This window comes from Paenibacillus sp. FSL H8-0122 (assembly GCF_038005345.1).
Lineage (GTDB): Bacteria > Bacillota > Bacilli > Paenibacillales > Paenibacillaceae > Paenibacillus_AQ.
The window spans coordinates 6,703,435-6,730,009 of the sequence record NZ_JBBOTB010000001.1 but is presented as its reverse complement, the minus strand read 5'-3'; the positions used below and the strand labels follow the sequence as shown (position 1 = coordinate 6,730,009).

Here is a 26,575-nt window from a genome sequence, read left to right as displayed (position 1 = left end):
AACTCCGCCCTAATTCAATGTAAGCTCACTGCCATCACTAAGCGTAACCCGCCAGACGGGATGAAGCTGCAGCTTCTCCCCGGCCAGCGCAGGCATATAAGCAGGCGTAAGCTCAACAATCCGCAAGGAGCTGCCGATCTGCGCCAGCCGCTGCTTCAGCAGTTCGCCGCCGGGCAGCTCGACAATGGTCTTCTCAGACTTGTCCTCATTCGTATACATCAAGGAGCGCTCATAGGAAGAGACCGTCCCCTGCTGGAGCTCCAGATGGATTACCCCATACTGAAGCTGCGGGTTGCTCATAATTGGATAGGAGCCGGATGGATAAGCACCATAATATTGCTGAAAAGAAACCTTGCGGTCCTGCCGGCCCTCCTCCGTAGCAGCCAGCCTGTAGGTTCCGTTCCAGCCGCCGTGCCGGTTCACGAAATCCACCGCCTCCAGCGCATCTTTTGCCGGTGTACTGTCGCCATCGGGCAGTGCAGCCGGGTCGCTATAGCTCATCCAGTTCTGTTCCTGGTCTACCTGCAGGCTGCGCTTGCTGTCCGTATAAATCTTGGAGCCATCCTTCTCCGGAATGTATCTGGTGCTGCCCGCATCGAAGAACAGATTGCTCTGCATTTGCTCAATGGTATACATACCCGCAGGCATCACAACTTTAACCAGCGGAACATCCGCCTCAGGAACATAGTACTCACCGTTCACGGCTGTATACAGCGTCAGATTCTTGCCGAAGTCCACATGCTGCTGCACATCCTGGACCGTAAGGTCCGCCTTGGCTGCCTCGTACACAATATCCCCGCGTGTGCTGAAGAAGATGGCATGGGCTTTGGAGTCATTTTTGATATTATAGATCCAGATCCGGTCAATGCTCTCCCCCTCGAACAGCGAATCCGGTGAGATCTGCATGACCCGCTGCAGCAGCGTTACCGGAATGCCTGCCCCGAACGACAGCTCAATGCCCGGATTCTCGCTGCGGATCTTGTCCCAGTCGAAGTCCTGTACGGACCGCCGCTGGAAGCTCTCGAAGCTGCGGCCCTTCAGGCGGTTCATAATCAGATTATAGAAGGTGGAGCTGGGGTAGAACAGCGTATGCTTGTCCCCGCCCATATGAATGATCATTTTATCGGGGTAGAGCAGGTTCTCCACCTTCTCCTCCGGCCCCATATTATCCGTCTTCACATATAAGGTCTTCGACAACACTGCCGAATCACTGCCGGGCAGCCTGTAGATCAGATAATAGCTCTCTACGAGACTTCCGAGTATAAGCAGGACCAGCATCCATGACTTGATTCTCTCCTTCACGCCTCACTCCCCCTTTGCTTCATCAAAGGCAGTGTGAACGTGACCAGCGAGCCCTCATTCAGCTCCGATTGCAGGGAAATGGAGCCGCCGTGGGCTTTGACAATTTCCCGGGCAATGGACAGCCCCAGACCTGTTCCGCCCATGTTCCGCGAGCGTGCCTTATCGACCCGGTAGAAGCGTTCAAAGATGCGCTCAATATCCTTCTTCGGAATCCCTATACCGGAGTCGCGGACAGACACGGCCAGCATGCCGTCCTCGCTCTTATGCGCCTCCAGCTGAATCGTCCCGCCTTCCGGCGTATACTTGAGGGCATTGGAGACCAGATTACCCAGCACCTGATCAATCTGGTCGCGGTCCAGCCAGGCTGTAGCGACATCCTTGCGCACCCTGGTGCTGATGTGAATCCGCTTCTGGCGGATCTGGAAGGAGAAGCGGTCCGCCACATCCTCCAGCATCTCGGTGATATCCGTCTGCTGAATGCGCAGGCTGGATTCCTTGGAATCCAGCCGCGACAGATGCAGCAGATCCGTAACCAGCCGGATCATGCGCTCCGTCTCATTACGGATAACGCCGACGAACCGCACGGCAAGCTGCGGATCTTCAAGTGCGCCGTCATCCAGCGCCTCTGCATAGCTCTTGATCGTCGTAAGCGGCGTCCGCAGCTCATGCGACACATTGGCCACGAACTCCCGCCGGGACTCCTCCAGATTCTCCTGCTCCGTAACATCCTGCAGCACCGCAATCGTCCCGGCGATCCGTCCGCCTTCGCGGCGGTGAATCGGGGTGAAGGTCACCCGCACAATATTGGGGTCCTCTCCGCCCATGGGAGACAGATGGAGCATAGCCGACTGGGGAACGCCCTGAGTTACCGAGACAGACTGCTCAGGCTCCAGCCCCAGCAGCCCGCCAAGTGAGGCTCCTGCCGGAAGCGGTCCTTCCGCGCCCAGCATCAGGGCAGCGCGGGTATTCATCAGAATCACCGCACCACTCTCGTCTGTGGCTACGACACCGTCACTCATATTGGCGAGAATGGACGACAGCTTCTCCTTCTCCTCTTCGTTCTGCAGCAGCGCCTCGCGCAGCCGGTCGGTCATATAGTTGAAGGCCTGGCTCAGCTGGCCAATCTCATCATTGCCGAACACAGGAACCTTCCGGTTGAAGCGCCCTTCGGCCACAGCCGTGGCATGCTTGGTCATCTCCTTGATCGGATGTGTGATCGTATGGGCCAGAATGACCCCCAGCACGGCCGTGAGCGCCAGCGCCAGCAGCAGCCCCGAGAGGAATACACTGTTAATCCGGCTCATGGTAGCATATAAGTCTTTCATGTCGGCGGCGATATAGATGGCGCCTACCACCTTATCACCGGAAATTACCGGCTTCGCCACTACCTTCTTGCGCACATTATCATCAGCGATGATATATTCCTCATTATCGCTGATCCCCTGCAAGGCGCGGCTGACCACGGTCTGCGTGTTCCGCTGGCCGACATAGTCATTCTGCGAAGGGATCGAGGTGGTAATAATCTTGCCGCTCGCATCCAGCACCTGAATTTCTGCACCATTGATATACAGATTATTCACCATGCCGCGCAGGCTCTCCACCGCCGATTCCTCATCGGCTGTTCCTGTCTCACTGCCGAATTTGTCAGCGGTGAGGATCGAGAGCATCTCGGCCCGGGCCTTCAGATCCTTGGTGAAGTTATCCGTCAGCGAGTTCTTCATCGAGCTGACAAAGTATACGCCGATCAGCTGCATCGCAATCAGAATCAGCAGCACGTAGATTACGATAAGCCTGGCCTGAATCGTCCGGAAAAAGGACAGTGCCTTCATTACAACCCTCCGTTTTTGGGGCTATGCATCAAATAACCGAGTCCGCGCCGGGTATGAATATACTCCGGCTTGCTGGGATTCTCCTCAATTTTTTCTCTGAGCCGGCGGATGGTCACATCCACCGTCCGCACATCGCCGAAATATTCGAAGCCCCACACAGCCTGCAGCAGATGCTCCCGGGTCATTACCTTGCCCGCATGGCGGATCATATAATAGAGCAGCTCATATTCACGATGCGTCAGATCCAGCGGCTCACTATCCTTGTAGACCATGTACATATCCGTATCAATGAATAATCCGAAATGATAGACCCCCTGCTTGCTCTCCACTGTCTCACTAGGCGCTTCCGACGGGGACGGCTTATGCTGGCGCCGCATTTGGGCCTTAACCCTGGCCAGCAGCTCACGGGTACTGAACGGCTTGGTCACATAATCATCCGCACCAAGCTCCAGACCCAGCACTTTATCAATCTCCCCATCCTTGGCGGTAAGCATAATGATAGGAATATCCAGATGGGCAGAGCGCACCTCACGGCAGACATCCATTCCGTCCTTACCGGGCAGCATGAGATCCAGCAGCATCAGATCGGGGCGCTTGGACAGAGCCAGCTCCACCGCACTGTTGCCGTCGAAGGCGCAGATGACCTCGTAGCCCTCTTTTTCCAGATTGAATTTCAATATATCAGCAATAGGTTGTTCATCATCCACTACAAGAATCGTTCCCATTTGCATATGCTCAGCTTCACCTTTCTAACGATACTCGAAACCCTGATTCCTTTATTTTAACATACCTGCCTTGGTGTCACATCTAAATCACCACACAAAGTGAGGCTTTCGCTTCAAGGATGACTCAGGTACTTTCCGGAGGTCCCAAAAACCTATAAATCCAAGTAGAAACGCGGTTCAGCGGGAAATAAAAAACCGCCCGAAATCATCCGGACGGCAGGGAATTATAGAATGGAAGCCTATCTGTCATTCTTTACTTTAGGTATTTCATCGGATTGATGGCCGTCCCGTTCTTGCGGATCTCGAAATGCAGATGCGTCCCCGTCGAGCGCCCGGTGCTGCCCATAATTCCGATGGGGCTGCCCTGTCCCAGCTTCTGTCCGGCAGAGACCGAAATACTGCTTAAATGCCCATAGTACGTAACGTATCCGTTGTTATGGTTAACGATCACCACATTGCCGTACCCGTTCTGCACACCAGCGAAGCTGACCGTCCCAGCGTCTGCAGCCTTGATCGTGCGGTTGGCCGATACCAGATCGACTCCCTTGTGTGTGCGTCCCCAACGCTCGCCGTAGCTGCTGGAGATCATCGCTCCGCTAACCGGCCAGGCGAACATTCCTGTTCCTTCACCTACAACCTTGGTGCCGGAATAGACCACTTCAGGCAGGGAAGCCTTCACTACGCTCTGGCCCAGCCACTCCTCCTGAACCACCTGTCCGTTCTCTTTGGTCAGCCTGTACTTCATTGTTTTGAGCCCGGTTTGTCCGGGGCGGACTACCTTCCGCTTGCCTGCCGGCAGCTGGTCACTCTTGCGGATAATAACCTCAGGCTCCGTGACCACCTCTTCGGTTACCTGTTCTACGGTCACTACCGTTAGGTCAGGCTGTGGCACCGTTAGCTGCAATTCATCCCCAATCTGCAGACTAAGCTCCTTCACCTCGGGATTATTGCGGAAAATCTCCGCCTGAGTGATATTGAACCGGGAAGCAATAGCGGAGACTGTGTCGCCTTCCTGAACCGCATAGCGCAGCGGCGCCTCCCTGCCTTCGGTCAGCACCTTCACTGCCTCTTCTACACTCAGCACCTTATTGGGATCTGCCTTCACCGGAACGATGTTCACTTCCTCCCGGATCTTGACCGACTCCACCTGATCATTGGCGGCTGAACCCGCCGCTCCCGCCTTGGCCGCAGTCTTCTTCAGCTTCGCACCCGGAGCTGCCGCATTCTGCGGAGCGTAATGCGACTTAACGGCCTGAAGCACCGCCGCCGCCGTCTCCTGATCCTTCACGATCCCGAGCGGTTCCCCGTCTACAGCGAGTTGTACGCCTACGGCATAAGCCTTGAGCATACCATCCAGCTTGTCCAGTGTAGCCTCGCTGTTAATCTCCGGCTTGTAAGCACGCTGGGCCTCGGTCGTAATACCGCCGGTCTGTAGTACCATCACAGAGTCAGGATACTTGAGCTGATATTCCCGTCTCTTCTCCTCGAACAGCTTGTTCAAATCCGCCTGCTGGTTCAGCGCTCCAATCTCCTCACCGTTCACCAGCACTTTGTAATAGGTTACTGTATTCGCTGCTACCTGCTTCTTCTGTGCCCCCACCAGGAAGGTGGTCAACAGAACCAGACCAGCAGAAGCCAGTATCCATGAACGCCGGCGGCGGGATTTCATCTCCGGCTGAAAGACACGGGGTTCACCCGCAGTCATTGCATCCTTACCTTGTTCACCTGCTGCACCAGATCCTGCGGATGCTTCTACGCGGTTCCGCAGGTTCCCCATCCGGCGCATAAATTTAAATCCTTTCATGGAACTCTCCCTTTCGGCTGTAAAAACAAGAATGTATATGCTTCGCGCACCCGATTTGCATGAGTACGAATATGACTGTGTGACGCATACGTAAAAAGGTTACAAAATATTAACCCTTATTAGTCCTTTTTTACTGTACCATAGCCTGAAGAAAAATTTCAACTTTGCTCCTATGGCAAAACCCGCGAAATTCGCGGGTTTTTTCCAAAAATATGCGTTTTAAACGGCAAAATCGTGTCCAAAAAATGACAATTTTTAATTCTGATTCGTCCCTCCGCTATCTGGTGTAAGCATTTTCATCAGCGCCTTATATTCATCCTCATCCACGTACTTCTCAATGATTCCCTGCAGTTCCGTTACTTCGCTCTCTGTCAAGCCGCCCTCCAGAGCAGCGGAGATCTTAACCATCTCCTCCGGGGGAAGCTTGTTCATCAAGATATTGAAGATATTGGATTTCTCACTCGCGGGGAGCTTCTCCTTCAAGTCGTTCATAGCCTCGGGTGTCATCACCAGATTCTGGTCAAGTCCCTGCTCACTTTGTTCTTCTCCCGCCGAAGCTTGTCCCATCACAGGCAGTGCATTGTCCGGCACCGTCTCGTCCACCGGTTTCTCCTGATTATTGCCGCTCTTTCCGCCGCTGCTGTCCTTCTTCACCCCATCCACCTTGCTCGCATCAGCTTCCTTCGCAGAGTTGTTCGTCCCGCTTGAGGCCGCTTTGGAGTTCTCCTTGGAGGCCGTTCCGCTGCCGCCTATACCGGTCAGACTCTTCACGAAGCCGCCGATTCCCGGCCCCGGCCCGTCCAGCTTAATATCGAAGCTGGCCAGCACCGACTGGATATACGTATTCACCACATAGGCCGTTGTCAGCATGGACAGGCCGCTCGCCAGCACTACAATCAGGCAGACGCTCAGCGCACGCTTCACTATTTTCATCAACATCACTCCCTTACACCCTGCTCTATTCAATCTCTGAAGAATCAGTTCGCTATTGATCCCATTCTCACAGTATTGACTAGAACAACGCCCGGGAAACGTCATCGAAGCACAGAAGAGCTGATTAACCTGCTGAAAAACATCTATATAAATTGAACTAATGATTTTAATGCTTTGGAATTAGCCGTGACTCCAGAGAAGTTTTGGACTTCCGGCCGCTGTTGTCTACAGATTTCATGATTTTTTACCGTATTAACGGTTGAAATCCGTAGACAAAGGCGGTCGCTACCGCTCCTCCAGTTCCAAAATTCCCCTCCGTCACTTTTCCTTTAGCTTAAATTTTTAGTTCAATCCATATAGACATACAGAAACAGGAGCCTCACCGAGGCCCCTGCTCCTATACGTATCTATTTAGTTCTGCTTCAGTCTAGATATAGATTGGCAGTACTTGATTAGTCTGTTCACGGTTGCGGCCCACAGAGAAGATCGAGATCGGAATACCCGTCAGCTCCGATACACGTTCCACGTATTTGCGTGTGTTGGCCGGCAGATCCTCCAGCGTCTTCGCCGCAGTGATGTCTTCGCTCCAGCCTGGAAGCTCCTCGTAGACCGCCTCACACTCTGCCAGCATTTTCAGGCTTGCCGGGTAATGGGTGATAATATCTCCACGGTACTTGTAGCCGGTGCAGATCTTCACAGTCTCAAGACCGCTCAGGACATCCAGCGAGTTCAGCGACAGGCCGGTGATTCCGCTGACGCGGCGGGCGTGGCGCACAACCACACTGTCGAACCAGCCCACGCGGCGGGCGCGTCCGGTTACGGTTCCGTACTCATGCCCGGTCTCGCGGATATAATCACCGGTCGCATCATTCAGCTCTGTAGGGAACGGGCCGTCTCCAACGCGGGTAGTATAAGACTTCGCCACACCGATAACCTGCTGGATCTTGGACGGGCCCACGCCCGAACCGATGCAGACGCCGCCAGCCGAAGGATTCGATGAAGTAACGAACGGATAAGTTCCCTGGTCGATATCGAGCATCACGCCCTGCGCACCTTCGAACAGCACCCGGGAATCCGCATCAATCGCATCATTCAGTACCACCGAAGTATCGGTTACATAGCCGCGCAGCACTTCTGCATACTCCAGATATTTGGTCAGAATTTCTTCCACATTCAGCGGCTCAGCGCCATATACCTGAGTGATCACCTGATTCTTCTCTTCCATCAATGGACGAAGTCTCAGCTCGAATTCCTCAGCGTCCATCAGATCGGCAATCCGGATGCCGTTACGGGCAGCCTTATCCATGTAGCACGGGCCGATCCCCTTGCGTGTTGTACCGATTTTGTTCGGGCCTTTGCGGTCTTCCTCAAGCGCATCCAGCACCATATGATAAGGCATAATGACATGGGCACGATCGCTGATGACCAGATTCTTCGTATCGAAGCCATTGTCATGAATATAATTAATTTCTTGGATCAGCGCTTCCGGGTTAATGACCATTCCGTTGCCGATAACACAAGTCTTCTCTTTATAAAATACACCCGATGGAATCAAGCTCAGCTTGAACTTCTTTCCGTCAATCAGAATCGTGTGACCGGCATTGTTACCCCCTTGATACCGGGCGACCACATCTGCACTTTCCGCCAGAAAATCCGTGATCTTGCCTTTGCCTTCGTCTCCCCATTGTGTTCCCACGACGACTACCGTTGACATGTACATTCCTCCGTAGGTGCTAGCAAGCACCATTATTTTTCCGCTTATCATAGGGGCTCTGTACGCGCTTCATCTTGTACGCAGCCCTCCGGACACAGGCGGGCAGGCCGCCAAAGCACAATAATCAGTGTAACAGCGGCACTTTTTAAAGTCAAATAAAAACGAACGATCACAGACTGAAATGTGCGATCGTTCGTGTATTGTGCGAAGTTTGCCTAACCTGCAAATGGTTCTGCATGGGCCCGCTCGTAGTTGACGAACTTGTTGAAGTTCTTGAGGAACACAAGCTCCACCGTCCCTACCGGACCGTTACGCTGCTTGGCAATAATAATTTCGATAATATTCTTCTTCTCGGTATCCTGATTGTAATAATCATCACGGTACAGGAACGCTACGATATCGGCATCCTGCTCGATAGAGCCTGATTCACGAAGGTCACTCATCATCGGCCGTTTGTCCTGGCGCTGCTCCACACCGCGGCTGAGCTGGGACAAGGCAATAACCGGAACGTCAAGCTCACGGGCGATCTGCTTCAAGGTACGGGAGATTTCCGATACCTCCTGCTGGCGGTTCTCGCCGGCCTTGCCCCGGCCCTGGATCAGCTGCAGGTAGTCGATGACAATCATCCCGAGTCCCTTTTCCTTCTTAAGCCGGCGGCATTTGGCCCGGATATCGGTAACCGTGATGCCCGGAGTGTCGTCGATGTAGATTTCGGACTCGGACAGCGACTGGATGCCCATCGTGAGCTTGGACCAGTCATCATCGCTCTTGAAATCACCGGTACGCATAATATTGGCGTCCAGATTGGCCTCTGCGCAGATCATACGCTGAACCAGCTGGGGCGCCGACATTTCCAGACTGAAGATGGCTACCGTCTCCTTCGCCCGCACCGCCACATTCTGCGCGATATTCAGAGCGAAGGCTGTCTTCCCGACAGAAGGACGGGCCGCCACAATAATTAAGTCATTGCGCTGAAAGCCGTTCGTCATATGGTCCAGGTCAACGAACCCGGTTGGAATCCCCGAGGTTCCGCCTTTATTCTGATGGAGCAGCTCGACCCGGTCGAATACCTGCATGAGCACATCGCGGATGGCAATGAACCCGCTGCCGCTGCGGCGGTTCGAGATCTCCAGGATTCGCCGTTCGGCGTCACTCAGCATAATGCCTACGTCTTCGCCGCCGGTATAGCCTTCGCTGACAATCTGCGTGGCTGTGCGGATCAGCCGCCGCAGCATCGCCTTTTCTTCAATAATCTGGGCGTAATAATCGACGTTGGCCGCAGTCGGCACCGCATGCGCCAGCTTCGCCAGATAGCTGACCCCGCCGATATCCTCAAGCTCCCCTTTATCCTGGAGGCGGGAGGTCAATGTAATCAAGTCAATCGGCTGGCTCTCTTCTCCGAGCTGCACCATCGCCTCAAATATCATCTGATGCGGTTTGTCGTAGAAGTCTTCGGTATTCACCCGCTCCATCGCGGTAATCAGCGCCTCATCCGACAGTAGAACTGCACCCAGTACGGCCTGTTCTGCCTCCAGATTCTGCGGGGGAACCCGATCGAAAAAGAGATCTCCACCCATCCTACTCCTCCGTTACCTGAACCGTGAGGTTAGCCTTTACTTCAGTGTGCAGCTTAACTGTTGCCTGGAACGTGCCTACATGGCGGATCGAATCGCTCAGCTCAATTTTGCGCTTGTCGATCACGATGCCCTGAGTAGCTGCCAGTGTCTCGCCGATCTGCTTACTGGTAATAGCGCCGAAGAGACGGCCGCCTTCGCCAGCTTTGGCCTTCAGAGTCAGAGTCAGCTCATCCAGCTTTTTGCCCAGCTGTACCGCTTCCTCCTTCTCCTGGTCCTTGCGGCGCTGTTCGGCTGCCGCCTGGTTCTCCAGTGTCTTCACATTGCCGTCTGTAGCCGGACGAACCAGCCCGCGCGGCAGCAGGAAATTGGCTGCATAGCCTTCCGACACCTCTTTAACCTGCCCCTTCTTGCCTTGACCCTTAACATCCTTCAAGAATATGACCTTCATTCAAATAACCCCTCTTTCGCTTCAATTTCGGCCAGCACTGCGAGCAGTCTGGCTTCCGCTTCTTTGGTTGTTCCTTCAAGCTGTACAGCCGCGTTGGACAGATGTCCGCCGCCGCCCAGCTTCTCCATGACTACCTGCACATTCATCCGACCCAGAGAACGGGCGCTGATGCCGATCAGGCCGTCAGGACGTTCACTGATGACGAAGGATGCCACCACATTCGTCATCCCAAGCAGCGTATCCGCCGTCTGGGCGATCAGCAGCTGCGGTATCTTCATCCCGGGCTGTGTGACCACCAGTGCTATCTGGTCATACACCATGCGCGCATGCTTGATGATCTCCGCCTTCGAGATGTACTCCTGCAAATCCTCCTTCAGCATGCGCTGAATGAGAATCGTATCCGCCCCGACCCGGCGCAGGAACCCGGCGGCCTCGAAGGTCCGCGAGCCTGTATGCAGCGCGAAATGCTTCGTATCGACCGTAATCCCGGCCAGCAGCATCGTGGCCTCCAGCGGGCTGAGCTTAATCTTGTCATGAATGTACTGCAGCAGCTCCGTCACCAGCTCACAGGTCGATGACGCATACGGCTCCAGATACACGAGCACAGCGTCATTGATGAACTCCTCACCCCGGCGGTGATGGTCAACCACCACAATCCGGCTGGCAACCTGCACCAGCCTCGGCTCCATAGTCATGGAAGCCTTGTGTGTATCCACAACAATGAGCAGCGTATGCTCCGTCATCATCTGGAGAGCCTGCTCTGGCGTGATGAAGGTCTTGTAGAGCGCCTCATCCTTACGAATCTCCTCCATCATCCGGGTAATCGAGGGATTCGGTGTCTCCATCACAATGCTGGCTTCCACATTGTACATCTGTGCCGCCTTGAGCAGGCCAATCGCCGCCCCCACCGCGTCAATATCCGGTATCCGGTGCCCCATAATCAGTACCCGGTCGCTCTCCTGCATCAGATCCCGCAGGGCGTGGGCGATCACCCGCGCCCGGACGCGGGTGCGTTTCTCGGCGGCATTGGTCTTGCCGCCGTAGAAGGAGAGCCGCTGGCCCGCCTTCACAGCGGCCTGGTCCCCGCCTCTGCCGAGCGCCATGTCCAGACTCGACTGGGCAAGCGCTCCCAGCTCACTGGCCGATTCCGAGCCGTAGGCAAGGCCTATGCTCAGCGTCATCGGCACCTTGAGGTCAGCCGTCATCTCACGGACCTCATCCAGCACCACGAACCTGCTCTCCTCCAGGGCCTGAAGGCTGCGGTGATTCAGCAGCATCAGGTAACGCTCGGAAGACAACCGGCGCAGATATACCTCGAATTGTTTGCTCCACTCGGTAATCTCACTGGCAACCTTGGCGATTAGCGAAGTGCGCTGCTGATCATCCATCCCCTGGGCGGCCTCATCCAGATTATCCATCATGACAATTCCAATCGCCAGCTTCTCTTCCTCATACCGCTCACGCAGCACCACAAGCTCGGTAATATCGAATAAATACAGCAGCCGTTCGCTTGGAATCACCACGACCTCATAATAACGGTCATCCACCGTAAGCTCATGGCGCTGCTCCTTCAATACTCCTTCCTTAACCGGTTCCCGCTTGGACGGCAGGCTCTGCAGAGAAGCCATAACCTCAGGCATCAGCTCCTGCATATCTTCACCCACAAGAGACTTGCGGGAGAAGATCTGGCCGGCATTCCGGTTATGCCACTCCACCGCCCGGTCCTCACTGTACAGGATAATTCCGAGCGGAAGCATGCTTACAGCCTCCCCCTCCACCCGCTTGATGCGGAAGGACAGGCCGTTGATATAATCTACAAGGTTGCGGCGGAACGACAGCTCGGCCTGCAGCATGGTGAAACACAATGTGCCGGCCAGGAAGAGGCTGGCAACACCGAGGACCCAGTTATAGATACTCACTACTATAATCAGGACCAGCAGCAGTAAGAACGCCCACACGGTATGATAGCCGTGCCAGCGTCTTTGCAGAAATTTTGGCATGAGCCCTCACCCTATCGTTTCGATTTCTTCACAAGCTCCCGCAGCGGAAACGCCAGGTCCACCACACCAATAATCCAGAATCCCGGCAGAGCAATAACAGGGATGGCCAGCAGAAGAGCGATGATCTTGCTCCACTTCCGTTCATGCACCAGGAAGAAGAGGAAGCCGATGGTCTGAATCTTGAACGCAATCTGCAGCAGCGGCAGCAGATTGGCCGAGACCATTAGCATGAAGCCGCTGTCGGCACCGCCGAACAGCAGGCTGATTACGACGCCAAGCAGATAATACCAGATGAATGCTCTGGCCAGTCTCCATTCCCGCGCCGGCTTCAGCTTGGGCACCGCATATCCCATACTGTTCAGAATAGGGCGGACAATGGAATGGGTAATGACCGCAATCACGAACGCACTGAGGATCAGCGTCATCGGTATCGCCTGGATCGTCAGCCAGCTCATCTGGCCAATCTGATCGGAGGAGAGGGCGATCTCGGACAGCAGCGGATTGCTTGCCCCCATACTTGCCAGCCAGTCTGCATAGGTCTTCAGAACATCATAGACATAGTCGTACAAGTTGAACTTAAGGAACGTCGTACTGATCAGCAGGATCAGCAGGAATTCAGCTAGGATAGCGACCATACCGGCAATCAGTGTAGAAATCGCTGAAGCACGCTTCTTGTACCATCGTCCCATCACAAGGGCCGGGATTAAGAAATAAGCCGCAATCAGGATATACATCGGGGTAATCAGGCCCACAATCAGCAGAACCGGTAACAGATGCAGAATGAACTGCTTGGTGTTAAGGGTCGTAAAGAGCACTATGGCCGGAATAATCATAAAGAATGTTGTAATAAGCAAAAGCGGGGTTGACAGGGATAACAGCAGCAACAGATAAGCTACGCTCCAAGCCACAGATGTCCAGCGAAATTTCAACAGTATTCACCTCTTACGCATATGTTCTTCTAATGCAGATATATCCTGGTACCATTCTTCCAGCTGATGGCCCTCCTGCCTGTGCTTTCTCAGCTTCTCCAGCAGTAAATCATCCAGCTCGCGATAAGGGATACCGAGTCTGCGCCCCAAGATGTACGAGCTCATAATCAGGCTGGCCAGACTGTCGCCGACACGCGTGGTACTGCCTTCCCACAGCGCTTTGAATAACCTTGAGACTTGATCAATAACTTCCGTCTTTAACCACTCAATTACCTTGGCGCGTTTGGCCACATCCAGATCCTTCGGCACATTGGGCACTGTCTCTCTACCTCCGGCAAAAAGCATTATTCTCCATTATAGCATAAAAATTTCCGAGCCACACGGACGCCTGCCGCCCCTGAATACCGCCTTCCATCTTTCAAAAAAGGCCCGCATTCCGCTTCGCCGGAAATACAGGCCTTGGTACCTTATAACGATTCGAGCGATTGCCGTGAGACAAATTTCTCGCAGTATTCAATAATCTGGCTCCGGCGTACAATGCCGATGAACCGCTTCATGTCGTCGACCACCGGTACGAAGTTCTGGACCTTGGCCAAATTAATCAGATCTTCCATATCCGCATCAATCGAGACCGCCAGATTGTTCATCCGCAGCGGAACATCCTTAAGCAGAAATTTGGAAGCATTCTCAAAAGTGACCGCGCCGCCCGACTCCTTCATATACCAGAGCAAATCACCTTCAGTAACCGTTCCGGCATATTCACCGTTGCGGTTCAGGATCGGCACTGCTGTATAGCGGTGAAACTCCATCCGTTCCAGGGTCTGCCGCAGCGTCGAATCCATGGTAACACATGCGACCTCCTGCTTCGGAAGTAAAAAAAACGCAATGTTCATCTCTTGATCCTCCTCAAAGAATTCCGAAGGAATGCTACTTTACCTTCCTTGCACTAAAGCCCACCGTAGTAATACGTCTGCCCTCAGCAATAAGTTCCATTCCATTATAGCATGAAGACAGTAAACAGCAGCCATTAACCTTGAGGGAATGGCTGCTGTTTTTACACGGACAACAATGGCCGTTCTAATCCTATTGTACTGCAGGTGTGGCCGAAGGCTCAAGCGCATTGCCGGCCTTGCCCGGCTCAATCAGCTGGTCAACCGGTGTGCTTGGGTTCATCCAATTGTCGATCAGCGCCTTGGCTTTATTCAGATCCTCTTCGTTCACTACATCGTAGTAGACCCCGTCCATCCGTTTGCCTTCCCCCATCACCGTGAAGCTGGAGATATCCATGTCCTTGCCGCCCATGAACTTCTTGGCGAGACTGATGATCATTGAGGGCTGAATATCCGTTTTGAAGTTGTCGCCCATGATATCCAGCAGCTCAGGAATATTGCCGATCTGGCTGATCGATAACATTTTATTCGCTACGACATCAATAAAGACCTGTTGACGTTTGGTCCGGTTGAAGTCGCTATCCTCACGGTAGCGGGTATAGTTAAGTGCCTCTTCGCCGCTATAATTCGACTTATTGGCCTTAATGGTGAATTTCTCATGGTCTTTGCCTTTGTTGACAATATCCTTCTTGATCGGGAGCGGCACACCGCCAATGGCATCGACAGCATCCTTCAGCCCCTGAAAGTTGATGGTGGCATAATATTGAATATCATGGCCGAGGAGCGCTTCCAGTGTGTCCTTGGACATTTGCTGCCCGCCGAACGCATAAGCATGTGTAATTTTATCCTTCTTATTGTCCTTGTATCCGATAATTTCCGTGTAGGTATCCCGGGGAACGGAGATCAGCAGAATTTTATAATCCTCCGGCCGGATCACCGCATACATCATGGTATCTGAGCGTGCGGTTTCATTCTTCCGCTGATCTGTACCCAGAAGCATCAGAGAGAACGGATCGCTTTTGAGTGCCACGGGTTCAGCCTTAACGGAAGTCGGTGTCTTGCTGGTGTTATTCTCCAGTGGCACATAGGATGCATCCTCCAGTTTCTTCTCCACCTGATCGGATAAAAAGAGGTCGAAGGCCAGCACAGCAAGCGGCTTCTGGAACAGAAACCCTCCGGCTGCAATCACCAGTACCAGAATGAGCGCAATGTATCTTTTCTTTATTTTTTTAAGCTTATTCATCATTATTGATTCCTTCTTTATGGTGGAATGTACATATTATGAACGTAATCTATTTACAATGGCCGCTTGGGCTTCCAAGACAGTCATGAGTGGGCTGTTCTAGCTGCTGTACGCCGCCCTGCTTCAGATGGTATTATTCCCCCTTTCCGGGATTCGGGTCGTTCTAATTGTAGAATAAACCTGGAAAACGGCTTTGACACATAAACAATATTTCTATTGTAATCACTTCACAACTAAAAAGAAACAACAAATAACGACAACATTGGCATTTAAGCCGCTTATATTCCATAAAGTATATGACGCAGCAAACGGCGTTTTGATTCTTTTTCAGGGAAAAAAATAAAAAAAGACAGTCTGTTCAGCCACTTAACACAGCAGATCAGACCGTCCTCTTAGCCTATTCAGTATCCTTAATCCACCAGCTCTGCGGATTGATGATATTGCTTAAAGCGTTCATTGTTACCCCTTGCAGGCGCTTATTCACCGCAGTAATATCCGAGCGTTCAGCGAAAAAGATCATCGGAACCTCATCATTGATCAGCTTCTGCCATTCATAATAGATTTCCTTCCGGAAGTCCTTATCGTACGCCTTCAGGCTGACTCCTTCCCGGATCAGGTCCTCACTGCGCTTCGACGTCCACCGGGGGTAATTCCACGAATCGGCAGCGCGCCATAAGCCCGAAGGATCAGGGTCGCTGGCCAGTCCCCACACGCCGTTGAACAGCTCCACTGCCGGATCATCCGACTCCACCGCTTCATAAAAGGTATTCAGCTCCTTCAGGCTTCCTCCGCTGAGCCGCACATCCAGCCCGACATCACGCCAATTCTGGAGAATGGCTGCCGTCCGGGCCTCAGCTGTCTTGCTGCCGCTCATCGCATCATAGTGAATAACAAGCTTCTTGCCGCCGGGATCTTCGCGGAGTCCATCCCCGTCCCTATCCAGATACCCGGCCTCATCCAGCAGCTGCCCAGCCTTTTCCGGGGAATAGGGATAGGTGTCGATCTCCTCATCCGCGATCTTGGCCCAGCTGGAGCTGGGGATAGGTGTCTCGATAAGCGTCCCAAGGCCATAGGAATATTTATCTAGAATCCCTTGCCGGTCAAGTGCATAATACATTGCCTTACGCAGTCGTTTATCCTTAAACTTGGGATTATCCATTTCCACCTGACCGTCTGTCTCATCCCAGTGTCCAAACTTGAACCCGATATATTCAAACGACATTCCTGGTGTGACCCTAATCTCTACATTATCCAATTGCCCTGCGGCTTCATAGGCATCACGCGGCAAAGCCGCCATATCGACAGTTCCTGCTTCAAGCAGAGCGGTAATATCCTTGCTGTCGATCGCCTTATAAGTAATCCCGTCCAGAAGCGCTCCGCCCTTGTAATAATTATCGAACCGTTTCATTTCCACCGTCTGGCCCGGCACAATGCTGGTTACCATGAACGGACCCGTGCCAATTGGCTGCTTGCGCACCTGATCGCTGTCCGGCATGTCCTTAACAGCCACTCCCTCGAAGTACCGCTTGTTCATCGGGTAGGCCCACAGATTATCAATCATGTTCACCCGTGCTGAATTCATTGTAATGCGCAGCGTATACGGGTCCATCACCTTAAGCCCTGTAATTTCCTTCGCCTGGCCCTGGTGGTAAGCTTCTGCGCCCTTGATCATCTCAACGCTATAGTATCTGGAACCCGTATACTCCGGGCTGGCGATAGTCTCCAGAGCAAACTTCCAATCCTCCACGGTCAGCTCATCCCCGTTATGCCAGCGGACCCCGGGCTTAATGGTGAATGTGAACACCGTATGATCCTCGGACTCCTGCCAGCTGGCGATATTAGGAGCAGTGGACAAATCATCCTTCACAGTGAACATGGCCTCAGTGGTGAACTCCAGCACATTGGAATCATCTTCTCCTTCGAAGAATGCCGGTTCAAAAATCCCTTGAAAAGCCGACGGGTAGCCGAAGGTCACAGTCCCGCCTGTAATGGGTTCATCGGCTGTTTGGCTAAGGCGCGCCACAACATTCTTGACGGCCGGGCTTGGCCCGCTGCATGCCGACAATGCCACCAAGAGCGCAAGCGGTAGCATCAGTCTGCCGATGAGTCGGTTTGACATATATTTCTTCCCTCCCGGGTTGGATCACACAGTAATGTAAGCGGTTTCCACACTAGATTTTACTGTAATGCCTATTATGCAGATTATGGACAATTAATTATTCCACATTATAGAGGATATACAATATTCACTGTAAAGTGAAGTCTTTAATTTATTTCGGGGCAGCCAAGAACCCTTCCGATGTTGAAAAAAGCCTGCCCTGACGGGCAGACTTCAGCTACAGCAGCGCCTTAATTTTCCTCTCCCGGGTGGATGATGCTAAGGCCCTCCACATGCTTTTTCCGCATCAGCTTACGCTTCTTCCGGGTCTCCTTACTCTCAAAAATAATATCAAAATCATAATCCTCCGGATACAGCTCTTCCTTGGACAGATAAGGCTTCAGCCGCTTATGGTTAATGCTCAGCTTCTGCTTCTGGATCATCACTCCTACCCTCCCCCGGCTGTCCTTCCTCTCATAGACAATTCCAGTGCGCCCCAGAGAGCTGACATAGACAGCATCCCCTACCGCAAATTCAGGTACCTGAGTGTGTGCCTCCTGTGATGCACCGCTTCCCTGCTGTCCTTCAGCCGTTCTATCCGCCTTTGCAGTTGTTTCAGCTACTGCTGCTTTAGCCCTCTGAGCAGCTCTGATAGCGTCCGTCCACGGGCTGTGGCCGCCTCTGTGTCCCTGCTGCTCTGTCACAAGCTGTTTGGCCCGCTCGATAACGGAATGGAGGATACCCAGCTTCTCAGCGATCTGCAGCGCGTAGCTCTCGCCAGCCTCGCCAATCGTTAGCTTATACAGCGGCTGCAGCGTGTTCTGATCGAACTCCATCCGTGCATTCTCGAAGCCTGCCGTTGCCGCCGCGAAGGCCTTCAGCTCATTGAAGTGGGTCGTTACCACGATATTAGCCCCCTTCCGGTTCAGCTCCTCCAGAATCGCGATGGACAGCGCGAACCCTTCACCAGGGTCTGTGCCGGCAGCCAGCTCATCAATCAGCAGCAGCACGCCTCTGCCGGCATCATAGAGCATTCCTTCAATACTCTTCATCTGTGCCGAGAAGGTGCTCAGGGACTGTGTCAGGCTCTGTCCGTCTCCGATAACGCTCATTACATTGGTGAAGACCGCGAAGTCACTGCCGGGACCAACCGGTACCAGCAGGCCGGACTGTGCCATTAATACGAGCAGGCCCAGAGTTTTGAGCACCACCGTCTTGCCGCCTGTATTCGGCCCGGTTACGATCAACGATTTATACCCCTGACCCAGCTCCAGACTGACCGGCACCATATCCTTCAGCAGGGGGTGACGGCCTCCATTCATCCTCACATACCCGCGTTCGTTCAGAGCAACCGGCCCCGCATCCATTACCCGGGCAACCTTCCCTTTGGCGAAAATAAAGTCATACATGCCCGTTACCTCAATATTAAGCCGGATAGCGGCCTGCTCCTGCTCTAACAGCCCTGTCAGCATACTCAGGATTATTCCTTCCTCGCGGGCCTCGTCAGCAGTCAGGAGCCCGATCTCTCCCTGTAACGAGGCCACCTCATCCGGCTCCACGAATACCGTCTGCCCGCTGGTGGACTGATCCAACACCGAGCCCTTAATTTGCTTATGATACTCCCGTTTCACCGGGATGACATACCGCCCGCCGCGCATACTGACCAGACTTTCCTGTAAAATAGATTTGTGGCGGTTCATGATACTCTCCAGCTTCCGGTGCAGGCGCTCCTTGGCGACCGCCAGCCGTTTGCGGACCCGTTCCAGTCCTTTGCTGGCCTGGTCATCAATGACGCCCAGCCGGATACACCGTTCTATCTCGTCACGTACCCCATTCAGCTCCTGAAGGGATGCCCCGTAAGCGGCGATGCGCGGCGCTATCTGCTCCTTGGCGGCCATGTATTTCCTGAGCTGTCCGCAGCTGTTCAGAAACAGCGAGACTGCAGTGAAATCCTGCTCATTATACATATAGCCAGTTCCAAGCAGTGACAGCACCCATTCAATGCCCTCCAGCGAGGGAATCGGCACACTGGCTCCGCGTTCCAGCAGCTCCTTCGCTTCTTGCGCCTCCTCAAGCGCCCGGTGTATCGCCGGCAGATAGATCATCGGCTGAAGCTCACTGACAATCCTTCTTCCCTCATAAGATACCGCATGACGCAGCAATTCCTGCTTAATCGTCTCATATTCCAATGTGTGCAGACTTTGCAGATTCAAGCTGAATTCCTCCTTGTATACAAGTATATTTCTTATCCCAATCCACTGCGCATAACGCAAAAAGAGGGCAAAGAACCGCCACCACGGCAGTCTTCGCCCTCTTTTTGCTGCTGCTTCTCTTTGGCCTCAGAGTCCCGACTCTGTCGGGAGGACACCTGAAAACAGAAAAAACCGTGCTGCAAGAGCACGGTTAATCACAAAGAGAACAATAGCCGGATCAAGAGGCCATCATGACGCTTCGCGTGTGTTCTTAACTAAATCATTCATTCCAGCAGCCCACGGTCTACTCAGTCAGAGATGTCACCAGGACAGACTCCAACAAGACATGTCTCTGTCAAAATCAGAGCATGCGGCGGCTAACAGCCGGAACGATATGAAATTGCTTAGTTAAGAACGCTCACCAACATCAAAATTTCCCCTTTAGTTATAGGATACCTGTAATTTACTACAGCTGGAATCCGTTTGTCAATTAGGGGTTATCCCATACAAAAAGCAGCCGGCTCAGCCGGCTGCTTCATAAAACGTCCTATTCTGTTGTGTAAGGCAGCAACGCGATTTGACGCGAGCGCTTTACAGCAATAGTCAGAGCGCGTTGGTATTTTGCACTTGTACCAGTTACACGACGCGGCAAGATCTTTCCGCGTTCGCTGATGAACTTCTTAAGAAGCTCAGTGTCTTTATAATCAATGTGAGTAATCTTGTTCACAGTGAAATAGCACACTTTTTTACGCTTGTTGCGTCCACCACGACGTGCCGGTCTTTTGTCGTTGTCCGCACCTTCTCTTGGTTTGAAAGCCATGTTCAGTTCAGTCCTTCCTTATTAAAATGGCAAATCATCGTCCGATATATCGATCGGTTTTCCATCGCCCGAAAAAGGATCTTGGGTATTGTTGTTACGCGAGAAATTATTGTTGCTTCCATTTCCGCGAGCACTGTTCCCGCCGTTACCGCCGCCACCGAAGGCTGGCTCTTCAGGCATACTTCCGCCACTTGCTGCATTTCCGCCTTCACGGCTCTGCGCGGATTCCAGGAAACGGACATTATCGGCAATAACTTCAGTAACGTATACACGTTTGCCTTCGTTATTCTCGTAATTCCGTACTTGGATGCGTCCTTCCACGGCTGCCAGTCTTCCTTTGCGCAAATAATTGGCACAGGTCTCAGCCAGCTGTCTCCAGGTTACTACCGGGATAAAGTCCGCTTCGCGTTCACCGTTCTGGCCCGTAAAGTTACGGTCTACGGCAAGCGTAAACTGTGTTACGGCAACACCAGCAGGAGTATAACGAAGTTCCGGGTCACGGGTCAACCGACCGATCAGAATGATACGGTTCAACAATTAGGTCCCCTCCTTAATAGCGCGATTCGTTACAAAGCTTGTCAATATCTTAGGCAACGTCGTTCGTAATGAGATAACGAATTACTTCGTCAGAAATCTTCATGATACGCTCAAGCTCAGTAACTACTGCAGGTTCTGCATTGAAGTTAACCAAAACAAAAACGCCATCACGATGTTTCTTGATCTCATACGCAAGACGGCGTTTACCTTGCACATCGTGCTTTGTAATTTCTCCGCCGTTGGAGATGATGCCTTGGAATTTTTCGACTGCTGCTTGAACGGCTTCTTGTTCAATGTCAGGACGAATAATGTACATGACTTCATATTTGCGCATAATTTTCACCTCCTTATGGTCTGCGGCCCCTGATCAGGTCAGGAGCAAGGAACGAGCACAAACATAGACTCGCACCAAATCAATATACCAAACCCAGCAGAGGATTGCAAGTTTTATTAATACGTACCAGATGCTGGACCATAGTAAAAAGGTGTTGGCGGATTCCATAATAACCTCTGAGTAATCCCTCATCGTCAAGGCCACAATATAACCGCTTCATCATTCGATAACAGGAGGTTATTCACCAATGGGCGAACAGACGGAGTATGAAAAAGGCGACAAAGCCCCCAACCCGGGCGTTTACACCGAGGTAGGCGAAGCGCGGAGCTTCCACACGGAGATTCAGAATCCAAAGCGGATTACAATGGAGAAAGGCGACACCTTCCCGGAGACCAGCAACCAGAACCGCAAGTGGAAAAAAGTCGAGAAGGCCCGTGTCCATTAATTTCAGCAGCCAGGTATAAAACCTTGAAGGCTGCGCATACTAGACCCAGGCAGTACAAAAGAGAGGTGTGGTTCCGTTGAACGTCGCAGACGAACACGATCACAGGGATTCTGAATTCAGCAGCTATCGTACCCGGGGAGAGTGAAGCTGGCTCTGTAAAAAGGAGTAACAGCTTTGGCATTACCCAATCACAGTAGTAGCTATAGACAGAGATTTCCGAACGTCATTGATGTACTGCCTCTGGAAGAGAGACCTGCGAAGGTCTCTCTTTTTGCGTGCTATCTATCCGGACTTCACGTTCAAGTATGCAGCAAGTGGAAACGGCTTTGCCGTCCTTTTACAGGACGGTACCGTTTCAGCGAGAAATAGAAGGATAATTAATCGTGTGCAACATATAAAATTCTTATATTTGCACAAAAAAGCCCCCGTATCAGAACGGAGGTCTCATAAATTAACAATATAATTGCTGAAGTGGCGGAGAGGGTGGGATTCGAACCCACGCACGCTGTGACACGCCTAACTGATTTCGAGTCAGCCCCCTTGGGCCTCTTGGGTACCTCTCCGCAGCAAGAATTATCATATCATGCCAATCGCACAATTGCAAGCGTTATTCATTTGCGTTTCGCTGCCTGCACCGGCTTAATTATTCTCCGCTCCGCTATCCGCTGAATGCAGGACCTTCTTCAGATTCTTCTCGAATTTGGCGCGGGGAATGAGGACACTGTGCTGACAGCCGGTGCACTTAATCCGGATATCCATCCCCATACGGATAATCTCCATCTCGTTCGTTCCGCAGGGATGCTGCTTCTTCATCTGCACTATATCACCCAGCCCGAATACCTTGCGTTCCATTACTCTTCCCCCTCCTCTGCCTCTTGCGCAGCTGCCACCTGCCTTCTTGGGCTGGCCTCCTGCTCCTCACGGGCTCTGTGGGCTTCCTCTGTACGCTCCTGCTCACGAGCCGCCTTAGCCTCTCTTGCCTCCCTCTCCGCCTGCTCACGCGCCTCCTGCTCGGCCTTAGCAGCCTCCAGGGCGCTCTGCTTCTCCAGAGCATGCTTGATATCATTCTGAATCTGCCGCTCGGCAGCGTCTCTGGCATTAGGCAGGCAATTCGCCGCTATGCGGATGACATACTCCGAGGTACTCATCGACTGGATTCCCAGAATATTAGGGTAGGCAATGACACTGGAGCTGCGTTCCTCGATGCCCTGAAGCGCCTCGCCGATCAGGGCCAGGGTGGCTTCGAGCCCGCGTTCGATTTTAACCGGTACATCTACTACAGCCAGTGCATTCGCCAGCGAATAATTCGTCACATTCACAATCGTGCCGTTAGGAATGATGTGTACCTCGCCCGTTGCACTTAACAGTCTGGTCGTCCTCAGGCCAATCATCTCTACCGTTCCCTTATAGGTTCCGCTCTGGATCACATCCCCGACAGCAAACTGGTCCTCAAAAATAATAAAGAAGCCCGTAATCACATCTTTGACCAAACTTTGTGCGCCGAACCCTATAGCCAGCCCGACTACCCCTGCTCCGGCGAGCAGCGGCTTCAGATCGAAGTTGAACTCCGACAGAACCAGCAGAATCATGGTGAAGTTACAGAAGAAGGTAACCACATTCTTCATCAGTCCGCCGACGGTGGAGAAACGCCGGTTGTTCGCTAGCATCCTCCCCCTCGTCTCCCGCTCAAGAGACCGGTCAATCACATTGGAGACCACTTTGATAATCACCCGGGTCAGAATGAAAATCAAGAGAATTCTGATTCCCGAAAACAGGACCGTGGCCCACATATCCGCATTGGTGAACCAGTCCCATAATTTATCTTTGAAGCGGACGGCATCATTAACAACACCTTCAACACCGTCGGCCGCAAGTAAGCTGTCAATCATCGAACCCCTCCTTCTCCGTTATTTCCACATACCCTGCACCCTCAACGGCCTTGGCGAAGATCCCCCGGATCTCTACGTTCTGCTCTTCGACCAGGACCCTTACCTCATCCAGCGCACTCCGGGAGAATTGGATCGACATCGCACAGCCGGCGGTGATCTCCTTGGGCGTAGGGAAGATATCGATTTCAATCTCCGCATATTCAAGCAGCATCTCGGCGCGCAGCGCCTGCTGGGTCGAATCAAACGCTAGCAGCAGTTCCTCCTCCACACTCCACGCCTCCTCTGGGCTATTGGTCCTATCTATTGCCGCCATAGTATAAAAAACCACTTCCATCCATATACTAGGATCATCAGAACACGCTCCCGCGGACGTAAGCCTTGCATAATCAGCAGCCTGGCAGCCTGACTGCTTTTTTAGCAGATTTTCCCGTGAATTGCAGTCGCCGCCCCAGAAAGGACGATTATATGAATTTCTCTTCCAAAGCTCCACCGCTGCAAGAACCATCCTGTTTAAAAATATCACATGCCGACCCCAATATCTATTCTGCCATTACCCACCGTCTGCTGTTCCACTTTTCGCGCACCCGTCCGGATACGCCCATTGTCATTATCTGCGTGGGCACGGACCGCTCGACCGGCGATTCTCTTGGCCCCCTGGTCGGCACGACACTGGCCCGCTTTCACAGCCCGCTGTTCCATCTCTACGGAACGCTGGAGGAGCCGGTACATGCTATTAACCTGGAAGAGACAGTGGGCCTTGTGTACCAAAAGCATGCCAACCCGTTCATCATCGCCATTGACGCCTGCCTCGGCCAGTCCACCAGCGTCGGCTGTATTCAGGTGGTTGAAGGTCCGCTGCGTCCCGGCGCAGGGGTCAACAAGCAGCTTCCCCCCGTTGGCGATATCCATTTGACCGGCATCGTTAATGTGGGAGGATTCATGGAATATTTCGTATTGCAGAACACCAGATTAAGCCTGGTGATGCGCTTGTCGGATATTATTTCATCCAGCCTCTACTCTGCCTTGAAGCAGTGGAACCTGCATGCTAGATCTGCTGCAACGCGAGAGCAATAACTTCCTTCTCCTCAGGTGATAGAGCATACGTGGACTCTCCCTGTTCAACCGGCTTAGCATAGATATATGAGTTCTCGCGGTTGTGCAGACTGCTCAGCACAATCCCGCTGTGGTTGTCATCCAGAATGGCAAGCGAGAAACTCAGGTCATTACCGCGTTCTCCAAAAGCATTATAGCGCTTCATGGCCACCTTGGACTTCATGCCGCGCATTTTGGTATGTGCCGCTTCAAGCAGCGTCTTCTGCTCCAGCTGGACCTCCTCCAGCATATCCCCCTGATTCTTCAGGTTGACCAGCAGATTCTCCAGATCCTCTATGCCATTCCCGCCCATCATGGCTTCGTACCGGCTCCGCATTCTGCGAAGCTTGGCGCCCTGGACGATCATCATAATGGCCATCAGTATGATGACCCCGGCAAAGCCCATGATGAACGCCGATAAATACTCGCTTATGATTTCATTTAACTCCGACATGTTGAATCATCCTTTATACAAAAATAAGAATTCCCACGCTGTAACGACACCGACCTGTATAATCCATCCGAATCCTTATCCACTTACTAGCTTGAACGCGATACGCCGTACATTTCCTTCATGGCTAACAGCAGCCGCTGGACATCCGCTTCCGTGGAGCTCACTCCTACACTTGCCCTTACCGCTCCGCTATCCAGAGTGTCCGCTGCTTGATGGGCCAGCGGTGTACAGTGCATACCTGCCCGTACGGCAATCTGGTATTCGCGGTCCAGCCGGTGGGCAATATGCGCCGACTCCTGCCCCTCTACGACAAAAGCCACAATTCCGCTGCGCGGAGCGCCCGGCGCCGGGCCCAGAAGCCGCATGCCCGGAATAGCAGCCAAGCCCTCCATCAGCAGCTGTGTCAGCTTCCATTCCTGCATATGAATCTGTTCCACTCCCAGCGCCTTAACCGCCTTCACTCCAGCCAGCAGACCGGCTATTCCGACGGCATTCTGTGTTCCTGCCTCATAACGGTCCGGGCGAACACTTGGCTGCTCGCTGTTCTCCGACTGACTGCCAGTCCCTCCATGCATCAGCGGTTCCAGATCCAGCACAGGAGAGATATACAGCCCCCCGGTTCCTTGCGGACCGAGCAGCCCTTTATGTCCCGGAAATGCCAGCAGATCAATATTCATAGCCGCCACATCAATATTAAGCGCCCCTGCACTTTGAGCGGCATCTACCAGGAACACAGCCCCATGCGATTTCACGATGTCACCGATATCCCCAACCGGCAGAATACTTCCCAGCAGATTGGAACTATGATTGCAGATCACCATCCGGGTGTTAGGACGCAGAGACCGCTGAAGCTCGTGAAGATTAATTTGGCCCTCGCGGTCCGCCTGTATATAATCCACTTCAATCCCGATGCTCCGGCGCAAATACTCCAAGGGTCTGCGCACAGAGTTATGCTCCGTCATCGTTGACACGACATGATCCCCTGGTTGAAGTGTACCCTTAATAGCCATATTTAGCCCCATAGTTGTGTTATGAGTGAACGCGATATCCTGAGCATTCGCTATACCAAACAACTCTGCCAGCAGCATTCGTGCACGAACTAATACCCGCCCCGTCCCGATAGCCAGTGAGTGGTTGCCCCGCCCGGCATTGGCTCCTGACTGCTCCAAGGCCTCCACCATAGCTGCAGCCACCTCCGGCGGCTTGGGCCACGAAGTAGCTGCGTGATCGAGATATACCAGCCTCTCCATCTTCCGCCTCCCTCTTTTCGATTTAAAAAACATACCCCTCCATATCCGTATTAAGGATATCTCAGGATAT

25 protein-coding genes and 1 tRNA gene are annotated in these 26,575 nt (G+C 52.9%); 2 read left to right on the top strand and 24 right to left on the bottom strand.

Annotated features, from left to right (window positions below; translation table 11 throughout):
- Window positions 1–9: 9 nt before the first annotated feature.
- From NSS64_RS28820 to rpsF, 18 genes are all read right to left on the bottom strand, one after another.
- Window positions 10–1,302: a YycH family regulatory protein gene (locus tag NSS64_RS28820; protein WP_340995135.1), complete on the bottom strand. Its 1,293-nt coding sequence runs from the start codon at window positions 1,300–1,302 to the stop codon at window positions 10–12.
- The gene (gene walK, locus NSS64_RS28815) at window positions 1,299–3,131 is read right to left on the bottom strand and encodes a cell wall metabolism sensor histidine kinase WalK (protein WP_340995137.1); all 1,833 of its coding nucleotides are present in this window, start codon (window positions 3,129–3,131) and stop codon (window positions 1,299–1,301) included. Before walK ends, NSS64_RS28820 begins: the two co-directional genes overlap by 4 nt.
- Window positions 3,131–3,862: a response regulator YycF gene (gene yycF / locus NSS64_RS28810; protein ID WP_036728027.1), complete on the bottom strand. Its 732-nt coding sequence runs from the start codon at window positions 3,860–3,862 to the stop codon at window positions 3,131–3,133. The genes walK and yycF overlap by 1 nt, the downstream gene beginning before the upstream one ends.
- 247 nt (window positions 3,863–4,109) lie before the next feature.
- Complete coding sequence (locus tag NSS64_RS28805; protein ID WP_341142315.1) at window positions 4,110–5,660, bottom strand: M23 family metallopeptidase; 1,551 nt, start codon at window positions 5,658–5,660, stop codon at window positions 4,110–4,112.
- Between the two features lie 255 nt (window positions 5,661–5,915).
- Complete coding sequence (locus tag NSS64_RS28800; protein ID WP_341142314.1) at window positions 5,916–6,593, bottom strand: hypothetical protein; 678 nt, start codon at window positions 6,591–6,593, stop codon at window positions 5,916–5,918.
- A gap of 427 nt (window positions 6,594–7,020) precedes the next feature.
- A complete protein-coding gene (locus NSS64_RS28795; RefSeq protein ID WP_340995142.1) occupies window positions 7,021–8,307 on the bottom strand; it encodes an adenylosuccinate synthase in 1,287 nt (428 codons plus the stop codon).
- 215 nt (window positions 8,308–8,522) lie between these two features.
- Complete coding sequence (gene dnaB / locus NSS64_RS28790; RefSeq protein WP_036699821.1) at window positions 8,523–9,884, bottom strand: replicative DNA helicase; 1,362 nt, start codon at window positions 9,882–9,884, stop codon at window positions 8,523–8,525.
- 1 nt (window position 9,885) lies between these two features.
- Complete coding sequence (rplI, locus tag NSS64_RS28785) at window positions 9,886–10,332, bottom strand: 50S ribosomal protein L9 (RefSeq protein ID WP_036728030.1); 447 nt, start codon at window positions 10,330–10,332, stop codon at window positions 9,886–9,888.
- A complete protein-coding gene (locus NSS64_RS28780) occupies window positions 10,329–12,332 on the bottom strand; it encodes a DHH family phosphoesterase (RefSeq protein WP_340995144.1) in 2,004 nt (667 codons plus the stop codon). The genes rplI and NSS64_RS28780 overlap by 4 nt, the downstream gene beginning before the upstream one ends.
- 11 nt (window positions 12,333–12,343) lie before the next feature.
- Window positions 12,344–13,261, bottom strand: a complete 918-nt coding sequence (locus NSS64_RS28775) for a DUF2232 domain-containing protein (RefSeq protein ID WP_340995146.1) — start codon at window positions 13,259–13,261, stop codon at window positions 12,344–12,346.
- A 6-nt stretch (window positions 13,262–13,267) separates the two neighbouring features.
- On the bottom strand, window positions 13,268–13,570 hold the full coding sequence (locus NSS64_RS28770; protein ID WP_179090524.1) for a MazG-like family protein: 303 nt from the start codon (window positions 13,568–13,570) through the stop codon (window positions 13,268–13,270).
- Between the two features lie 158 nt (window positions 13,571–13,728).
- Entirely contained in the window at window positions 13,729–14,154 is a 426-nt protein-coding gene (locus NSS64_RS28765; protein ID WP_036728036.1) for a CBS domain-containing protein, read from the bottom strand.
- Window positions 14,155–14,344: 190 nt separating this feature from the next.
- Window positions 14,345–15,397: an LCP family protein gene (locus NSS64_RS28760; RefSeq protein ID WP_341142313.1), complete on the bottom strand. Its 1,053-nt coding sequence runs from the start codon at window positions 15,395–15,397 to the stop codon at window positions 14,345–14,347.
- A gap of 394 nt (window positions 15,398–15,791) precedes the next feature.
- Window positions 15,792–17,513: an oligopeptide ABC transporter substrate-binding protein gene (gene opp4A, locus NSS64_RS28755; protein WP_341142312.1), complete on the bottom strand. Its 1,722-nt coding sequence runs from the start codon at window positions 17,511–17,513 to the stop codon at window positions 15,792–15,794.
- A gap of 230 nt (window positions 17,514–17,743) precedes the next feature.
- Complete coding sequence (locus NSS64_RS28750; RefSeq protein ID WP_341142311.1) at window positions 17,744–19,705, bottom strand: endonuclease MutS2; 1,962 nt, start codon at window positions 19,703–19,705, stop codon at window positions 17,744–17,746.
- 526 nt (window positions 19,706–20,231) lie between these two features.
- Window positions 20,232–20,504 carry a 30S ribosomal protein S18 gene (gene rpsR, locus NSS64_RS28745; RefSeq protein ID WP_036699837.1) on the bottom strand — a complete coding sequence of 91 codons (273 nt, stop codon included), beginning with the start codon at window positions 20,502–20,504 and terminating at the stop codon, window positions 20,232–20,234.
- Window positions 20,505–20,525: 21 nt separating this feature from the next.
- Window positions 20,526–21,041: a single-stranded DNA-binding protein gene (gene ssb, locus NSS64_RS28740; RefSeq protein ID WP_076081908.1), complete on the bottom strand. Its 516-nt coding sequence runs from the start codon at window positions 21,039–21,041 to the stop codon at window positions 20,526–20,528.
- A 49-nt stretch (window positions 21,042–21,090) separates the two neighbouring features.
- On the bottom strand, window positions 21,091–21,375 hold the full coding sequence (rpsF, locus tag NSS64_RS28735) for a 30S ribosomal protein S6 (protein WP_036728042.1): 285 nt from the start codon (window positions 21,373–21,375) through the stop codon (window positions 21,091–21,093).
- A gap of 247 nt (window positions 21,376–21,622) precedes the next feature.
- On the opposite strand from rpsF, the gene NSS64_RS28730 reads away from it, so the two are divergent.
- Window positions 21,623–21,820 carry a YjzC family protein gene (locus NSS64_RS28730; protein WP_036728044.1) on the top strand — a complete coding sequence of 66 codons (198 nt, stop codon included), beginning with the start codon at window positions 21,623–21,625 and terminating at the stop codon, window positions 21,818–21,820.
- Between the two features lie 472 nt (window positions 21,821–22,292).
- Here the strand turns inward: NSS64_RS28730 and NSS64_RS28725 are convergent.
- The 4 genes from NSS64_RS28725 to NSS64_RS28710 all read right to left on the bottom strand — a co-directional run bounded on the left by NSS64_RS28725 (window position 22,293) and on the right by NSS64_RS28710 (window position 23,977).
- Window positions 22,293–22,383: transfer RNA gene (locus NSS64_RS28725), tRNA-Ser, on the bottom strand.
- A 76-nt stretch (window positions 22,384–22,459) separates the two neighbouring features.
- On the bottom strand, window positions 22,460–22,672 hold the full coding sequence (locus NSS64_RS28720; RefSeq protein WP_076081909.1) for a DUF951 domain-containing protein: 213 nt from the start codon (window positions 22,670–22,672) through the stop codon (window positions 22,460–22,462).
- Complete coding sequence (locus NSS64_RS28715; protein ID WP_341142310.1) at window positions 22,672–23,709, bottom strand: mechanosensitive ion channel family protein; 1,038 nt, start codon at window positions 23,707–23,709, stop codon at window positions 22,672–22,674. Before NSS64_RS28715 ends, NSS64_RS28720 begins: the two co-directional genes overlap by 1 nt.
- Window positions 23,702–23,977, bottom strand: a complete 276-nt coding sequence (locus NSS64_RS28710) for a DUF3343 domain-containing protein (RefSeq protein ID WP_340945816.1) — start codon at window positions 23,975–23,977, stop codon at window positions 23,702–23,704. Before NSS64_RS28710 ends, NSS64_RS28715 begins: the two co-directional genes overlap by 8 nt.
- Window positions 23,978–24,174: 197 nt before the next feature.
- Between NSS64_RS28710 and yyaC the strand changes: the two genes are divergently transcribed.
- The gene (gene yyaC / locus NSS64_RS28705) at window positions 24,175–24,783 is read left to right on the top strand and encodes a spore protease YyaC (RefSeq protein WP_076081912.1); all 609 of its coding nucleotides are present in this window, start codon (window positions 24,175–24,177) and stop codon (window positions 24,781–24,783) included.
- Here the strand turns inward: yyaC and NSS64_RS28700 are convergent.
- Together NSS64_RS28700 and NSS64_RS28695 are read right to left on the bottom strand one after the other, a co-directional pair.
- Complete coding sequence (locus tag NSS64_RS28700) at window positions 24,755–25,255, bottom strand: DUF4446 family protein (RefSeq protein ID WP_341142309.1); 501 nt, start codon at window positions 25,253–25,255, stop codon at window positions 24,755–24,757. The genes yyaC and NSS64_RS28700 overlap by 29 nt on opposite strands.
- 86 nt (window positions 25,256–25,341) lie before the next feature.
- On the bottom strand, window positions 25,342–26,505 hold the full coding sequence (locus NSS64_RS28695) for an aminotransferase class V-fold PLP-dependent enzyme (RefSeq protein ID WP_341142308.1): 1,164 nt from the start codon (window positions 26,503–26,505) through the stop codon (window positions 25,342–25,344).
- Between the last annotated feature and the right edge of the window lie 70 nt (window positions 26,506–26,575).

What these genes read in the sequence shown, in the direction of transcription:
- walK (WP_340995137.1), bottom strand. Translation starts at nt 3,131, where the DNA reads ATGAAGGCACTGTCCTTTTTCCGGACGATTCAGGCCAGGCTTATCGTA.
- yycF (WP_036728027.1), bottom strand. Translation starts at nt 3,862, where the DNA reads ATGCAAATGGGAACGATTCTTGTAGTGGATGATGAACAACCTATTGCT.
- NSS64_RS28805 (WP_341142315.1), bottom strand. Translation starts at nt 5,660, where the DNA reads ATGAAAGGATTTAAATTTATGCGCCGGATGGGGAACCTGCGGAACCGC.
- NSS64_RS28800 (WP_341142314.1), bottom strand. Translation starts at nt 6,593, where the DNA reads ATGAAAATAGTGAAGCGTGCGCTGAGCGTCTGCCTGATTGTAGTGCTG.
- NSS64_RS28795 (WP_340995142.1), bottom strand. Translation starts at nt 8,307, where the DNA reads ATGTCAACGGTAGTCGTCGTGGGAACACAATGGGGAGACGAAGGCAAA.
- dnaB (WP_036699821.1), bottom strand. Translation starts at nt 9,884, where the DNA reads ATGGGTGGAGATCTCTTTTTCGATCGGGTTCCCCCGCAGAATCTGGAG.
- rplI (WP_036728030.1), bottom strand. Translation starts at nt 10,332, where the DNA reads ATGAAGGTCATATTCTTGAAGGATGTTAAGGGTCAAGGCAAGAAGGGG.
- NSS64_RS28780 (WP_340995144.1), bottom strand. Translation starts at nt 12,332, where the DNA reads ATGCCAAAATTTCTGCAAAGACGCTGGCACGGCTATCATACCGTGTGG.
- NSS64_RS28765 (WP_036728036.1), bottom strand. Translation starts at nt 14,154, where the DNA reads ATGAACATTGCGTTTTTTTTACTTCCGAAGCAGGAGGTCGCATGTGTT.
- NSS64_RS28760 (WP_341142313.1), bottom strand. Translation starts at nt 15,397, where the DNA reads ATGATGAATAAGCTTAAAAAAATAAAGAAAAGATACATTGCGCTCATT.
- opp4A (WP_341142312.1), bottom strand. Translation starts at nt 17,513, where the DNA reads ATGTCAAACCGACTCATCGGCAGACTGATGCTACCGCTTGCGCTCTTG.
- rpsR (WP_036699837.1), bottom strand. Translation starts at nt 20,504, where the DNA reads ATGGCTTTCAAACCAAGAGAAGGTGCGGACAACGACAAAAGACCGGCA.
- rpsF (WP_036728042.1), bottom strand. Translation starts at nt 21,375, where the DNA reads ATGCGCAAATATGAAGTCATGTACATTATTCGTCCTGACATTGAACAA.
- NSS64_RS28730 (WP_036728044.1), top strand. Translation starts at nt 21,623, where the DNA reads ATGGGCGAACAGACGGAGTATGAAAAAGGCGACAAAGCCCCCAACCCG.
- NSS64_RS28720 (WP_076081909.1), bottom strand. Translation starts at nt 22,672, where the DNA reads ATGGAACGCAAGGTATTCGGGCTGGGTGATATAGTGCAGATGAAGAAG.
- NSS64_RS28715 (WP_341142310.1), bottom strand. Translation starts at nt 23,709, where the DNA reads ATGATTGACAGCTTACTTGCGGCCGACGGTGTTGAAGGTGTTGTTAAT.
- yyaC (WP_076081912.1), top strand. Translation starts at nt 24,175, where the DNA reads ATGAATTTCTCTTCCAAAGCTCCACCGCTGCAAGAACCATCCTGTTTA.
- NSS64_RS28700 (WP_341142309.1), bottom strand. Translation starts at nt 25,255, where the DNA reads ATGTCGGAGTTAAATGAAATCATAAGCGAGTATTTATCGGCGTTCATC.
- NSS64_RS28695 (WP_341142308.1), bottom strand. Translation starts at nt 26,505, where the DNA reads ATGGAGAGGCTGGTATATCTCGATCACGCAGCTACTTCGTGGCCCAAG.